We start from the raw sequence: 13,544 nt of genomic DNA, 5'->3' as shown, positions 1-13,544 counted from the left end.
TCCGCCTCGTAATCGTAAACTGTTAGCTTTGAAGCTCTTTAATACGTGCCTGAACGTTATCATATTTTTCCTGATAATCACTTTCTTTTGCACGCTCTTCAGCAATAACCTTTTCAGGTGCTTTTTTCATGAAACCTTCGTTGCTTAATTTTTTCTGTACACGCTCTACTTCTTTCGCATATTTTTCTGCTTCTTTTTCAAGACGCTTGATCTCTTCTTCAATATTCAGCAATCCTTCAAGAGGGAGATACATTTCGAGACCAGTTAAAACGGTACTCATGCTTTTTTCTGGTGCTGAGATTTCATCAGAAATCAAAAGCTCGCTCGGGTTGCAAAAACGTACTAAATAGTTGCGGTTTGACTCAAGAGCTTTTAAAATCTCTTTATTTTTTGGCTTGATTTGAAGTTCGATCTGCTTGCTCGGTGCAACGTTCATTTCTGAGCGGATGTTACGAACAGAGCGGATCACTTCCGTTACAAGAGCAAATTCGTTTGCAGCTTCTGGGAAATGAAGGTCATCTCGTTTTACCGGCCAAGAGGCAACAGTGATAGATTCACCTTCGTGTGGCAGATGCTGCCAGATTTCTTCTGTAATAAACGGCATGAACGGGTGAAGCAATCGAAGTGTCTGGTCAAGAACATAAGCCAAAACAGAACGAGTTGTTTTCTTAGCTTCTTCATCTTCCCCATATAGCGGAAGCTTTGCCATCTCGATATACCAGTCACAAAAATCATCCCAGATGAAGTTATAAAGAAGGCGTCCAACTTCTCCAAATTCATAAGCATCAATGAGTCTTGTAATGTTTTCTGACGTTTCGTTCAGGCGTGTCAAGATCCATTGGTCAGCAAGTGACTTTTTGCCGCTCAAATCAATCTCATCGTATTGCATACCATCCATATTCATAAGTGCAAAACGGGATGCGTTCCAAATTTTATTTGCAAAGTTCCAAGTAGACTCAACTTTTTCCCAATAGAATCGAAGGTCGTTTCCAGGAGAGCTTCCGGTTGTTAAGAAGAATCTTAGTGCATCTGCACCGTATTTTTCGATAACATCCATCGGATCTACACCGTTTCCAAGTGACTTACTCATCTTACGCCCTTCAGAATCTCGAACAAGTCCATGAATTAAAACATCATTAAATGGCTTTTGATCAGTGAACTCAAGCGATTGGAAAATCATTCTTGATACCCAGAATGAAATAATATCATATCCCGTTACAAGCACATTGCCAGGGAAGTAGCGTTTAAGATCAGCCGATTCTTCATCCGGCCATCCCATTGTTGAAAATGGCCAAAGAGCTGATGAGAACCATGTATCTAGAACATCTGTATCCTGATCCCAATTTTCAGGGTCACTAGGTTCTGTTTTTCCAACGTAGATTTCACCTGTTTCTTTATGGAACCATGCCGGGATACGGTGTCCCCACCATAGCTGGCGTGAAATACACCAGTCACGGATGTTTTCGATCCAGCGCATATACGTGTTTTCAAACCGATCTGGAACGAAATTAACTTTGTTTTCGCTGTTTTGAAGCTTGATCGCTTCTTCTGCTAACGGCTTCATTTTTACGAACCATTGTGTAGATAAGTACGGCTCTACAACAGCACCGCTTCTTTCAGAGTGTCCAACCGAATGCATATGTTCTTCAATTTTAAACAGAACTCCTTGATCCTGGAGGTCTTTTACAATCTGCTTTCGGCACTCGAAACGGTCAAGCCCTAGATATATTCCGGCGTTTTCGTTCATCTTTCCGCCTTCGTCCATTACCAGGATACGTTCAAGATCATGTCTGTTTCCTATCTCAAAGTCGTTCGGATCATGAGCAGGTGTAATTTTGACTGCACCTGAACCAAATTCCATATCTACGTAATCATCGCCAACAATTTCAATCTCACGTCCCACAATTGGCAAGATTGCTTTCTTGCCGATTAGGTGCTGATAGCGTTCATCTTTCGGATGTACTGCGATAGCTGTATCACCGAGCATTGTTTCAGGACGAGTTGTAGCTACTTCAATATGTCCAGAACCATCTGCAAGAGGATATTTCATATGATAGAAAGCACCTTGAACGTCCTGGTGAATAACTTCTATATCAGAAAGTGCTGTTTTGGTTTGGGGATCCCAGTTGATGATGTATTCTCCGCGATAGATCAAACCTTTTTCGTATAACGTTACAAATACTTCTTTTACTGCTTCTGAAAGCCCTTCGTCTAATGTAAAACGTTCACGGGAGTAATCTAACCCAAGACCAAGCTTAGCCCATTGCTGGCGGATAAAATCAGCATATTCCCCTTTCCATTCCCATGATTTCTCAAGGAACTTTTCACGGCCAAGATCATAGCGCGAAATTCCCTCTTCACGAAGCTTTCCTTCAACCTTAGCTTGAGTTGCAATACCTGCGTGATCCATTCCAGGCAGCCATAAAACATCATAGCCTTGCATGCGTTTTGTACGCGTAAGAATATCCTGCAGTGCAGTATCCCAAGCATGACCAAGGTGAAGCTTTCCTGTTACATTCGGCGGGGGAATTACAATCGTATATGGCTCTTTCTCTTTGTTCCCTTTTGCTTCAAAGAATTTACCTTTCAGCCAGAATTCATAACGGTTTTCTTCTGTTGCCTTTGGATCGTACTTAGTCGGCATCGTCAGTTCTTTCTGTTCGTTCGTCATCATTTCTCCTCCTTTTATTGCTAAAAAACACAAAAAGCCCAATCGTCTTAAAGGACGAAAGGACTTTTCCGCGGTACCACCTTAATTTACGGCAAGTTCAAATAACCTGCTGTACTCTTAATCGATAACGGATTTACCGTCTTCTTCTACTTCATCGTTCAAAGAAGATGCTCAAGGGCGACTTCCAACCAACTGGCCTTAAGGATTCTTTCAGCAGATGAACCCTCTCTCTAAAAGGTGTTGCATTTGTACTATTCCCTGTCTACGCACAATATAGAATCTGATTATATTTTATACAAGAGTGCTAATTTTAGTCAATAGGATAACCTTAACTTGTAAAAGTTATTCTATGCAGAAAAATAAATATGGTGAAGCCCGTCTTTCACGTCTTCAAACCCGATGCATAAGTTATAAAAAAGAGGCGAATGGGGGGGCTTCTTCTTGGCTCGGAGATATTTTAGGAAAGCCCGCTTTCCTGGCTGGCTTTTAACCGTTAAAAACACAATTGGACAATTAACAGTGCCGCTTATTATCTTTCAGCTGATCCGGACTTTATTATTTCCTTCAGCTGTAGATTTTTTCATTATTTTAATTCTCCTTGCACTGCATTTTGGTAGTGCCTATGAACTATTTTAAGATCAAACTAAACAAGAAGATCACATATATGTTGCTATATGTGATCTTCTTCATTATTTATATGAATTTTATTTGGTGCATTTTCTTCAAGAGCTGGCGGAGGAGCCATCATAATAGCATCACAAAAATCTCGTATTTTTTTCATCGCTCTTATCCTGCTCTCAAGCCTGTGCACCAATTCGATTTGAGAATATTGAGTTCTTTTGCTGCAGTATAAATCAACTGTATTAAATACTGGCTCTGGATATGATAAGTAGCTGATTAATAATCCTCGTTCTTCATTTAAAAGCGGTACATGTTTCTCATATAAATCCAATAATAACTTACCTTCTTCAATCGCCCAGTCTCTCTGATGTGCAGCTCTCCGAAAATATACAGCCAAATCTCTTACAGGTGTGTCCAGCACAGCTTTTTCAAAGTTCAGCAGATGACCTTCCCCAGTAGGATTAAATATCAAATGATTACGGGAAACCTTGCCATGGCATAAGACACTTCTATATCGTTTTTCACGCTGACAAGTATCGTACCAGTCTTTTAATCTTCTTTTGGCTTCTTCAGTCATTCTCATTATTTGATGAAAATGGCTTAAATAGGTTAATTCAAAAGGAGACATATACGTTTTTTGTTCAGCTTCCTCCGTAAACCTTTCCATTTCAAACTGCCTGTTTTCCCATCTGTTCATTAAATATTGATAAGAATGTTCGACGACTTCATTTGAAAAGTCCTGTTCTTTGAGTGTCAGAGCATGCACTTTGCCAAGATGATCAAGCAGCACTTCATCCTTTGCTCTTTCATTTCTCTCATCAGATGCAAACCATGGCATGAGGTAGTAGGTTTTTGGTCCAAGCTGAACGGTATAGTCACCAAATTTGGTTGGATACAATGGTACTACCTGATGGAAACCAATTTCTGAAAGCCTTTGAATAACATGTGTGAACCAGCTTCGTTCTTCCTCGTTCATCTCTGCTTCTTTAAGTGCAAAAGTTCCTCTTTTCGTTATGACCTTCTTTACTTTTCCGTGACGTTCAAGCTTTTCAGGAAATAGATCATAATGAAAAAGGACGGGCCCGTAATTTAGTGTTTCCTTTTCCGTTGTCATAGGGCCACCTTCCTTCTGTTTTCATCAAACCATTCAGTAACTGTTTTAAGAAAAGTCCGGTTTGCATCCCAAATGGCTTCGTACATGTTCATGCCTTCAACCATCTTTTCTAAACTGGTATTGTCTAATCGATTCAGGCATTCAGTTAGTTCCCAAGGTGTTGTAATTTCGGCTAACAATAGTAACCCATGATCACCATGTAATGGGAATATACGATCAATTTCAGACAGAAGCATTTTTAATGACAAGGGTGAATTGTGTTCCAGCCATTCGAATAGGAAATTTCGTATCGGCATATAACTTTGTACCGGTTTGGAATCACCACCTTGGTAAAATAAAAAGTGAAAGATTCGTTTTCCATTGGCAATACTTATTTCATTTTCCAAAATTGGAACTTCGGTGTTTTGAACTTTTTTATTAAGCGCTTCAGAGAATAATAGCCTCTTTTTTGCTTCAGCTAAACTTGTATTTAAAATTTGGAAAGTTCCATCCGTGTATTTTTGAGCTAATTCCAAGCAATGGTTAAAATCAAATACAGGGTGTTCAACAGCTAGATTTTTTTTATAGTTTCCTTGTACAGAAGCCGTTAACAGCTGACCAATAAATTGTCCCCACCGTTCTACTTCTTCGCAGCCAAACAAAGTATCTGCATAGTCATGAAGGGTAATCCAGTGCTTGCCGTCAAACACCGCTGCTTCTCCGTCTCTTGTTCGAATCATTCTGTCAGGTACGGCGCCAGAGCCTTTTGAAGACTCATCGCGCCATCTGACATGCCATTTTAACATCTCATCATCTTTCCAATACCTTATTCGTTTCTCTCCAAAATCTGTCATGATAATATGAGGCTCCTGCTTCCATCTCACCCCATATAGATCATATTCATTTTCTAAGAGGTTAATGAGCCCCATGGCAGCACCTCATTTTAGCGTGAACTTACAGGAATATAGATAATTTGACCTTCAGATACTTCACCCTGCTGCAATTTATTCATGCGCATCAGCGTATTTAGGGAGATATCATATCTTTCACAGATGTGTTCTAAAGAATCTCCGCGCTGAAGGATATACATTCTCATTTTTGAGAAGCGATCTTCTTTGCCTGACAGCATCTTCGTTAAATACAAGGCATTTTCATCCTTTGGTTCATCATCCCTCTCTGCTTGCTGTACTTCTTGTTCTTCATAGCTGCTGGCTTCTGCTTCATATTCATAGGACTGATCTTGTTCTTCTGTATGCTGATAGCTTTGATCATGGTATTCTTGTTCATCATGATACGTTTGTTCTCCATACTCTCCTGCTTCATATGGACGGTCTCCGTAATTTTGTGCCTGGTAATCCTGATAATTGTTTCCTTGCGTCGAGTAAGATTGCTGCTGATACGGATTATATTCATACGGTCTTTCTGGTTGTTGATAGGATTGCTGATTCTGATAAGGGTTCTGCTGATAATTATAGGCATCTTGAGCCTGATAATTCTGTTCTGCATACGGCTGATCATAACTCGCGTATTCCTGCTCTTCTGAATGGCTCTCATTAAATTTGAGTTCTTCTTGAGCGTCTTCATATTCCGGCAGGTAATGTTCTTCTGTTTCTGGTTCTTCTGTTTCTGGTTCTTCTGTTTCTTCCTCATTATTAGAATTCCTCATATCCTCATTAGAGAAAGCAATTGACTTTAATGAATCAAAGGTCGCATCCATCGTTGTATCATCAATTACTTCAAAATGCGGTTTGAATTCGAAAGCTGTTTTCTTCTCAGATCTAACTTCAGAAGCTTCCTCTCTAAAACTAGCTTGAAATTCATTTTGATCAGACTGAGAAGGTACACCTCCGCTTTGGCGAGCTTCAAATTGAAAAGGGGTAAATATCTCTGACTTCTCTTCATTCTGATCAGAACGTTCCTCGACAGCTGAGCGTACTGTTTCTTTCGGCAGTTCAAAGGCCTGACTCTCCTGGCGCTGTTTTTCATCCTTTATTCCATAAATACAGATTGATGCTGAAAGTTCAAAGCAAGTCGAGTTAGGAAGTTCATATTCAAAAGACTCTACTTCAACCTTCACCTGGTTTGAATCTTCAACACGATAGGACGGAATCGTAATGTCAACAGGAAAGCGATGAACCAGTTCTGCAACACCATCTTCTGCAACATTCAGCTGAGTAAGGGAACGATATGATACACCTTCAGATAAAGGATTCCCTTCTAAATTTGACCCGTCGTTATCAACTTGATTTTCTGCACGGTATTTACCGCTTAAAATAAGAGCTCCCTTGATATAAACCTGTCCGGCTTCCTCACTGATGTTTATTTCAGGATTAAGTGACATCGACAAAACTTCAGCTACTTCCTGTCCTTTCTTAAGCCAAACAGACTCCTCAATGGAGAAACGCAGCTTTGATTGACTCATGCCCTTCTCCTCCTTTCAATTGCATATAGTTATACAATATAGGTGTATGAGAGAACAGGACGAAATATGATTCCGAGTTCAATCGGCAAAAATAAAAATAGCGCCCGTTTTGATAAACGGACGCTATTTCGCATCTTGAAAGTAGTTGATTTCCGCTACAGGTTGCTCGCTTTCCACGGGGCGTGCGGTGAGCCTCCTGCCGCTTTGCGCCATTAGGAGTCTCCACCTGACCGCTCGTCCCGTAGGAGTCTCACACCTTGCGCTCCTATCAACTTGCAATTGATGAGTACAGAAACAAACAAAAGCAACAATCTTTTAGAAAACAGCCTATTTTAATAATGAAAAAGCTTTTCTGAATGCATCAACTGTCTTGTTAATATCATCTTCAGTATGTGCAGTGGATAAGAATAATCCCTCAAATTGTGAAGGAGGAAGAGAAACCCCTTCATGCAGCATCGTGCGGAAACAAGAATTAAAATGATCCAAGTTTGATAACTTAGCTGTTTCGTAATTAATTACATCTTGATTAGTAAAGAAGAAACCAATCATGCTTCCTGCACGGTTGATCGTATGGTCGATCCCGTAATGTTCTGCCGCTTCAGATATTCCTGCAGCAAGCTGATCACCAAGCTTTTTAAAATAATCGTAACTTTCTTTTGTTAGCTGAGAAAGAGTAGCATAACCTGCAGCCATTGCTAATGGATTGCCGGACAATGTTCCTGCCTGATAAATAGGTCCGCTAGGTGCGATTTGCTGCATGATTTCACGCTTGCCTCCATAAGCACCAACAGGAAGCCCCCCGCCAATTACCTTCCCTAAACATGTAAGGTCAGGTGTGACTCCGAAATATCCTTGAGCGCATTCAAAATCCACTCGGAAACCTGTCATAACTTCATCAAAGATTAATAGAGAGCCATGTTGTTCCGTCATTTTGCGGACTCCCTCAAGGAACCCTTTTTGAGGAGGTACTACACCCATGTTCCCTGCCACAGGTTCAACGATTACACAGGCAATATCTTCTCCGAATTGATTGAAAGCAACTTGGAGACTTTCAAGATCATTGTACGGAACCGTGATCGTATTTTGAGCTATCCCCTCAGGTACACCTGGAGAGTCTGGCAGGCCAAGAGTCGCTACACCTGAACCAGCTTTGATCAGCAATGAGTCACCATGACCATGATAACAGCCCTCGAACTTAACTATCTTGCTTCTCCCCGTATATCCGCGCGCAAGACGAAGCGCGCTCATCGTTGCCTCTGTTCCGGAGTTGACCATACGAACCACTTCTATAGAGGGAACACGGTCAATAACAAGTTTCGCCAGTTTCGTCTCCATCTCGTTAGGAGCTCCAAAACTACTTCCTCGTTCAGCAGTCTCTTTAAGAGCTTTTACCACTGCTTCATCTGCATGACCTAAAATTAATGGGCCCCATGATAGTACATAATCAATATATTCATTTCCATCGATATCATAAATTTTAGATCCTTTGCCGCGTTCCATAAATACAGGATCCATATTCACTGATTTAAAAGCACGTACAGGACTGTTAACACCGCCAGGCATATATTCTTTCGCTTCTTTGAACGCCGCGATTGATTTTTCAAAGTTTCTCATACTGATACCCTCCCCCATTTATTGGTTCTCTTTCAGCCATCTTGCCGCATCTTTAGCAAAGTATGTGATGATGAGATCTGCTCCAGCTCTTTTCATAGAAATTAATTTTTCAAGGACGATACTTTTTTCATCTACCCAGCCATTTAAGGCTGCTGCTTTAATCATGGAATATTCTCCGCTCACATTATAAGCAACGAGCGGAAGAGGATATCTATCCTTTAATTCCCGAAGAATGTCCAGATATGAAAGTGCCGGTTTAACCATTAAGAAGTCTGCTCCTTCAGCAATATCTGACTCTGCTTCACGAAGAGCTTCCAGGCGGTTTGCCGGGTCCATCTGATAGGTTTTTCTGTCACCAAACTGCGGTGTGCTGTGTGCAGCATCACGAAACGGACCGTAAAAGGATGAAGCATACTTTACAGCATAAGACATAATCGGAATTTCTGTATAACCCGCTTCATCCAATCCTTGTCTGATCGCAGCAACAAAACCGTCCATCATATTAGAAGGCGCTATAATATCAGCTCCTGCTTCTGCTTGAGAAACTGCTGTTTTTGCCAAAAGTTCAAGCGTTTCGTCGTTACGTACATAGCCGTTCTCAATAACACCGCAATGGCCATGATCTGTAAACTGACAAAGACAAGTATCTGCGATTACAGTTAGAGAGGGTGCGATCTCTTTAATTTGACGAATGGCTTTTTGTACGATTCCGTTATGGTCATATGCAGAACTTCCGCATTCATCTTTCTCAACAGGTACACCGAAAACTATAATAGACTGAATACCTAAGCTTTTAACCTCTTTAATTTCTTCCTCCAATAAATCGAGTGAAAGATGATAAACGCCTGGCATTGAAGGAACTTCTTTTTTAACATTCTCACCTTCCACAAAAAATAATGGATAAATGAAATCAGATACATGAAGATGTGTTTCTCGTACAAGTGAACGCAATGAGGCAGTTCTTCTTAAACGGCGATGACGCTGGAAATTCATATTAGCTTCCTCCTTGAAAATAAATTGCAGCAAGTTTCACCATGTCCTCAGCTGTATATCTTTCAGGCATAAAAACATGTTGGAACCCTTTCTCGACCGCTGCTTTTTTTGTAGTCGGCCCAATACAAAAAGCAGGGGTTTTCAAAATCCTGCTGTTTTGTTTCTTTTCATAATACGAAGTCATAAATGAGACAGCTGAAGGACTTAAGAAAAAGCAGCAATCTGCTTTTAAGACTAAACCCCAGTCAAGGTCCTGAGCGGGTTTTGTCTCGTAGACTACTAGTTCTTTCACATCTGCTTTATCTTTAAGTTGATCTTTAATGAAAGAAGGAGCGAGACTTCCCTTTGGAAAAAGTACTTTTTCTCCAACTTTAACTTCTTTTTTTAAAAGTTCAGCAAGTGCTTCAGCATCATAACGCTGCGGAACAAGGATCGAATGGATTCCCCGCTCCTGCATCGCTTGTGCAGTTTTCTCTCCAACTGCAGCAAATTTATGCTGGTCAAACGATAATTCCTTATCTTTGATTATCCGAAAAAAATGATCAACACCATTCTTGCTGGTGAAAATAATCCACTTAAAGCGGGATAGATGCTGTATCGAATACTCATCTAAAGTTTTGTCGGTTCCTGTTATTGTCACAACCGGAAAAGGGAGCGGGATGCCCCCTTGATCTTTGATTAGTGATAACAATGAATCTGCTTGCTCTTTAGGCCGGGTAACAAGTACAGTTTTACCTGCTAATGGACCGTCTGGTGTCTTCATTAAATGTCCAGGTCCTTTTTTACATCATCAAGAATCTTTTTTGCGCCGATTTCTTTTAATTTTTGAGCGAGTTCAACCCCTACCTGATGAGGGTCTTTTCCTGTTTTCATTTCTTTTAATACTTTTTTTCCTGACGGGTCAGCAACTAGTCCTGTTAACGTTACTTCATCATTGGTTAAAGTTGCATATGCAGCGATAGGTACTTGGCAGCCGCCTTCTAAAGTATCCAAGAAGGCGCGCTCCGCCTGAACCGTCTGAAACGTATACGAGTCATTTAAAGTGGCTAATAACTCTTTTACTTCATCGTCTTCATTTCTGCATTCGATCGCCAGCGAACCTTGTCCTACTGCAGGTAAACAAAGATCTGTATCCAAAAACTCCGTTACAACATCCTTAGACCAGCCCATTCTCGCTAACCCAGCTGCAGCGAGAATAATAGCATCAAATTCACCGGATTTCAGCTTTTCCAATCGAGTATCAATATTTCCTCGAATGGACTTAATCGATAAATCAGGGCGGGTATGTAAAAGCTGTGCCGCTCTTCTTAAAGAACTTGTTCCAACAACAGCACCCTCTGGCAATTCACGTAAAGAAGAGTATTTTTCAGAAATAAGAGCATCTCGCGGATCCACACGTTTAGGAGTACATGCAATCTCAAGACCTTCTGGCAGAGCTGCAGGCATATCCTTCATACTATGGACTGCTATATCAATCTCTTTATCTAACATAGCCTGCTCAATTTCTTTAACAAAAAGACCTTTTCCGCCTACTTTAGATAAGGTAACGTTTAAGATGACATCACCTTTTGTTACAATCTCTTTCACTTCAAACTCAAAAGGAAGACCTGTATTCTTTAACTGGTCGATTACCCAGTTCGTCTGAGTAAGAGCCAGTTTACTTCTCCTTGAACCTACTATTATTTTTCTCATTTAATAAAACTCCTGTCTCTTTACTTATACCAAAGATGAAACTCAGTAAATGTAGATGCTAAAAAGTAATTTATAAGGACTACCAGAAATGCTGCTGTGTTCCAGAGAGCAAGGGTTTTGCCTTGAACACCTCTGGCTACTTTTTGGTATAAATAAGTGCTGTAAACCAAAAGTACGATAAACGATGAGATGACTTTCACATCGAGAAGTGTAAAGTTATTTATCTTCCAGAATGCCCATATCACACCTAATATTAAACTAAGCAGCAGCAGCGGAACACCCACTGTATTTAAACGGAACGAAAGCTTTTCGAGATAAGAAAGACTTCCGAAACGCTGCAGCCTTTTGCTCCACTTTTTCTTTTTCAGCATGCCGTGCTGAATTAAATACATAAAAGAAAAAATAAAAGATAAAGAGAAAGCTCCATAAGATATAAAAGCCATCGTAATGTGAATGATTAATAGTTCTGAGATGAGCTGTTTTTCTATAACCGCACTCGCTTGCCCGGTTGGTGCAAATAAATGGATGGATACAAGCAAAAATCCAAGTACGTTCGTAAAAAATACGAGGAAGTCCACTCTAAAAAATTTACTCATAACAACAGAAAAAGTAACGAGGATCCAAGCATAAAAAAACAGGCCTTCTGACGGTGTTAAAATTGGAAAACGCTGATCTTCCAGCATCCGTAACACAAAGAAGACCGTTTGCAGCACCCAGACAATAGAAAGCAACCAGAAAGCAAACTGGTTCGCTTTCCGGTTGTTTTGAAGAAAATCTATAAAATAGCCCGTGATGCTTAGTGCATATAAGACAATTGTAAGATCATATATCCAATTCATTTTGCTCACACTCCATGAGCCCGAGGGAAACAATAAATTAAGTTCTTGCCGTAAAAGGATTGACAGCCTCATCAGATAAAGATGCTTTGTCTTCTCTGTTTGCAGCAAAACCTGTTTCCAACTGCTTTTGTTTATCTAAATAATCTTCCAATGCAAAAATCTCTGTAAATAACTGCAGCTGTTCTTCTGCATCAGCTTGTCCTGCTATTTCTTTAGCTCTCGTAACAGGATCACGCAAAAGCTGGTTTACAATACTCTTTGTATGTTTGCTTAAGATCTTTTTCTCTCGATCCGATAAATCAGGCAATTTGCGTTCTATACTCTGCATCGTTTCGGCTTGAATGTTCAATGCTTTTTCACGAAGAGCAGAAATTAAAGGTACTACACCAAGCATTGAGATCCAGGATTGGAAATCAACGATTTCTGATTCAATGAGAACCTCAATCTTTTCCGCTTCTTTTTTGCGCTCTGCCAAGTTTGATTCAACGATTCCTTCTAAATCATCAATATCATATAAGAAAACGCTGTCCAAATCATGCAATTCAGGATCTAAATCCCTCGGAACTGCAATATCCACCATAAATAGCGGAAGCCCTTTCCGTTTCTTAATTGCAGGTGCAGCCATTTCTTTTGTGATAACAAAATCACTTGCTCCTGTGGACGAAATAACTATATCGGCTCTAACAAGTAATTTCTCTAAATCGTTAAAAGGGTGAGCGACGCCATGAAACTTTTCTGCTACTTCTTTTGCTTTTTCGAATGTACGGTTAATTACCAGTACTTCATTGCCGCCGCTGGCATGAAGGTGTTTAGCTGTTAACTCGCCCATTTTCCCTGCCCCAACGATTAGAATCGTCTTATTCTGCAGTCCGCCAAAGATTTTCTTTGCAAGTTCAACAGCCGCGTAGCTGACAGAAACTGCGTTTTCTCCAATATCAGTTTCGGAATGGCACTTTTTCGCAAATGTAATTGCCTGCTTCATTAATTTATTAAAGATGGTTCCTGTAGCTGATAGCTTTTGTGATTCAAGAAAGCTGTCTTTTACCTGGCCAAGAATTTGAGTCTCTCCGATTACCATTGAATCCAAACCAGCTGATACACGGAATAAATGCTCCACAGCTGCTTCTCCGTCTCTTATGCTTAAAAAAGGAGAAAGTTCTTCTTTGTCAATGTTAAACCAATCTGCTAAAAACGATTTGATGTAGTATCTTCCTGTATGAAGCTGATCGGCAACCGCATAAATTTCAGTACGGTTACATGTAGAAACGATTACACATTCAAGTATACTTTTTTGTTTGCGGAGTAAAGAGATCGCATCCTGTATTTCAGCGGGCTGAAAAGCAACTTTTTCCCGGATTTCCACGGGAGCCGTTTTGTAATTAAGTCCTACCACTAAGATATGCATGCGCTCACCTCCTTTTTATGTATGTTTTCTGTGTTTATTATACCATGGACAAAAATACAAATTGCCGGTATATTGTGAACAGAATTTAAACGTTTATGCTATGATAGGATTAATAATTTTATGGTATGTAACTGTCTTATGATTTCCTGAACTTCTAAAACTTAACACCATTATTTAAAATAACAAATTTCGAC

General features: G+C 40.2%; 11 protein-coding genes and 1 other annotated feature. Of the genes, 1 reads left to right on the top strand and 10 read right to left on the bottom strand.

Annotated features, from left to right (window positions below; all coding sequences use genetic code 11):
• Positions 1-22: 22 nt before the first annotated feature.
• A complete protein-coding gene (locus tag ACFW35_RS06290; RefSeq protein ID WP_379844521.1) occupies positions 23-2,671 on the bottom strand; it encodes a valine--tRNA ligase in 2,649 nt (882 codons plus the stop codon).
• Between the two features lie 47 nt (positions 2,672-2,718).
• Positions 2,719-2,945, bottom strand: a binding site (T-box leader).
• A 167-nt stretch (positions 2,946-3,112) separates the two neighbouring features.
• On the opposite strand from ACFW35_RS06290, the gene ACFW35_RS06285 reads away from it, so the two are divergent.
• A complete protein-coding gene (locus tag ACFW35_RS06285) occupies positions 3,113-3,307 on the top strand; it encodes a hypothetical protein (protein ID WP_379844519.1) in 195 nt (64 codons plus the stop codon).
• Positions 3,308-3,341: 34 nt separating this feature from the next.
• Here ACFW35_RS06285 and ysxE read toward each other — a convergent pair whose 3' ends face one another.
• The 9 genes from ysxE to hemA form a co-directional block, all read right to left on the bottom strand.
• On the bottom strand, positions 3,342-4,406 hold the full coding sequence (gene ysxE, locus ACFW35_RS06280) for a spore coat protein YsxE (protein WP_379835015.1): 1,065 nt from the start codon (positions 4,404-4,406) through the stop codon (positions 3,342-3,344).
• Complete coding sequence (locus ACFW35_RS06275) at positions 4,403-5,314, bottom strand: hypothetical protein (RefSeq protein ID WP_379844517.1); 912 nt, start codon at positions 5,312-5,314, stop codon at positions 4,403-4,405. Before ACFW35_RS06275 ends, ysxE begins: the two co-directional genes overlap by 4 nt.
• 14 nt (positions 5,315-5,328) lie before the next feature.
• Positions 5,329-6,807, bottom strand: coding sequence for a LysM peptidoglycan-binding domain-containing protein (locus ACFW35_RS06270; protein ID WP_379844515.1), 1,479 nt, complete (start codon positions 6,805-6,807; stop codon positions 5,329-5,331).
• A gap of 327 nt (positions 6,808-7,134) precedes the next feature.
• Positions 7,135-8,421 (bottom strand): glutamate-1-semialdehyde 2,1-aminomutase, encoded by a 1,287-nt coding sequence (gene hemL / locus ACFW35_RS06265; protein ID WP_379844513.1) that lies wholly within the window; start codon positions 8,419-8,421, stop codon positions 7,135-7,137.
• A gap of 18 nt (positions 8,422-8,439) precedes the next feature.
• Positions 8,440-9,414: a porphobilinogen synthase gene (hemB, locus tag ACFW35_RS06260; protein WP_379844512.1), complete on the bottom strand. Its 975-nt coding sequence runs from the start codon at positions 9,412-9,414 to the stop codon at positions 8,440-8,442.
• A gap of 1 nt (position 9,415) precedes the next feature.
• A complete protein-coding gene (locus tag ACFW35_RS06255) occupies positions 9,416-10,177 on the bottom strand; it encodes a uroporphyrinogen-III synthase (protein ID WP_379844510.1) in 762 nt (253 codons plus the stop codon).
• Positions 10,177-11,106, bottom strand: a complete 930-nt coding sequence (gene hemC, locus ACFW35_RS06250) for a hydroxymethylbilane synthase (RefSeq protein ID WP_379844508.1) — start codon at positions 11,104-11,106, stop codon at positions 10,177-10,179. Before hemC ends, ACFW35_RS06255 begins: the two co-directional genes overlap by 1 nt.
• Positions 11,107-11,126: 20 nt before the next feature.
• Entirely contained in the window at positions 11,127-11,945 is an 819-nt protein-coding gene (locus tag ACFW35_RS06245) for a cytochrome C assembly family protein (protein WP_066291412.1), read from the bottom strand.
• Positions 11,946-11,982: 37 nt separating this feature from the next.
• Positions 11,983-13,350 (bottom strand): glutamyl-tRNA reductase, encoded by a 1,368-nt coding sequence (gene hemA, locus ACFW35_RS06240; RefSeq protein WP_379844506.1) that lies wholly within the window; start codon positions 13,348-13,350, stop codon positions 11,983-11,985.
• Between the last annotated feature and the right edge of the window lie 194 nt (positions 13,351-13,544).

Origin of the sequence: Fictibacillus sp. NPDC058756 (assembly GCF_042746035.1) — a bacterium.
Lineage (GTDB): Bacteria > Bacillota > Bacilli > Bacillales > Fictibacillaceae > Fictibacillus.
This window is presented reverse-complemented; position numbering and strand designations above follow the sequence as displayed.

Excerpts from the sequence above, each read along its gene's own strand:
- ysxE (WP_379835015.1), bottom strand. The coding sequence starts at position 4,406 with ATGACAACGGAAAAGGAAACACTAAATTACGGGCCCGTCCTTTTTCAT.
- hemB (WP_379844512.1), bottom strand. The coding sequence starts at position 9,414 with ATGAATTTCCAGCGTCATCGCCGTTTAAGAAGAACTGCCTCATTGCGT.
- hemL (WP_379844513.1), bottom strand. The coding sequence starts at position 8,421 with ATGAGAAACTTTGAAAAATCAATCGCGGCGTTCAAAGAAGCGAAAGAA.
- ACFW35_RS06275 (WP_379844517.1), bottom strand. The coding sequence starts at position 5,314 with ATGGGGCTCATTAACCTCTTAGAAAATGAATATGATCTATATGGGGTG.
- hemA (WP_379844506.1), bottom strand. The coding sequence starts at position 13,350 with ATGCATATCTTAGTGGTAGGACTTAATTACAAAACGGCTCCCGTGGAA.
- ACFW35_RS06245 (WP_066291412.1), bottom strand. The coding sequence starts at position 11,945 with ATGAATTGGATATATGATCTTACAATTGTCTTATATGCACTAAGCATC.
- ACFW35_RS06255 (WP_379844510.1), bottom strand. The coding sequence starts at position 10,177 with ATGAAGACACCAGACGGTCCATTAGCAGGTAAAACTGTACTTGTTACC.
- hemC (WP_379844508.1), bottom strand. The coding sequence starts at position 11,106 with ATGAGAAAAATAATAGTAGGTTCAAGGAGAAGTAAACTGGCTCTTACT.
- ACFW35_RS06270 (WP_379844515.1), bottom strand. The coding sequence starts at position 6,807 with ATGAGTCAATCAAAGCTGCGTTTCTCCATTGAGGAGTCTGTTTGGCTT.
- ACFW35_RS06290 (WP_379844521.1), bottom strand. The coding sequence starts at position 2,671 with ATGACGAACGAACAGAAAGAACTGACGATGCCGACTAAGTACGATCCA.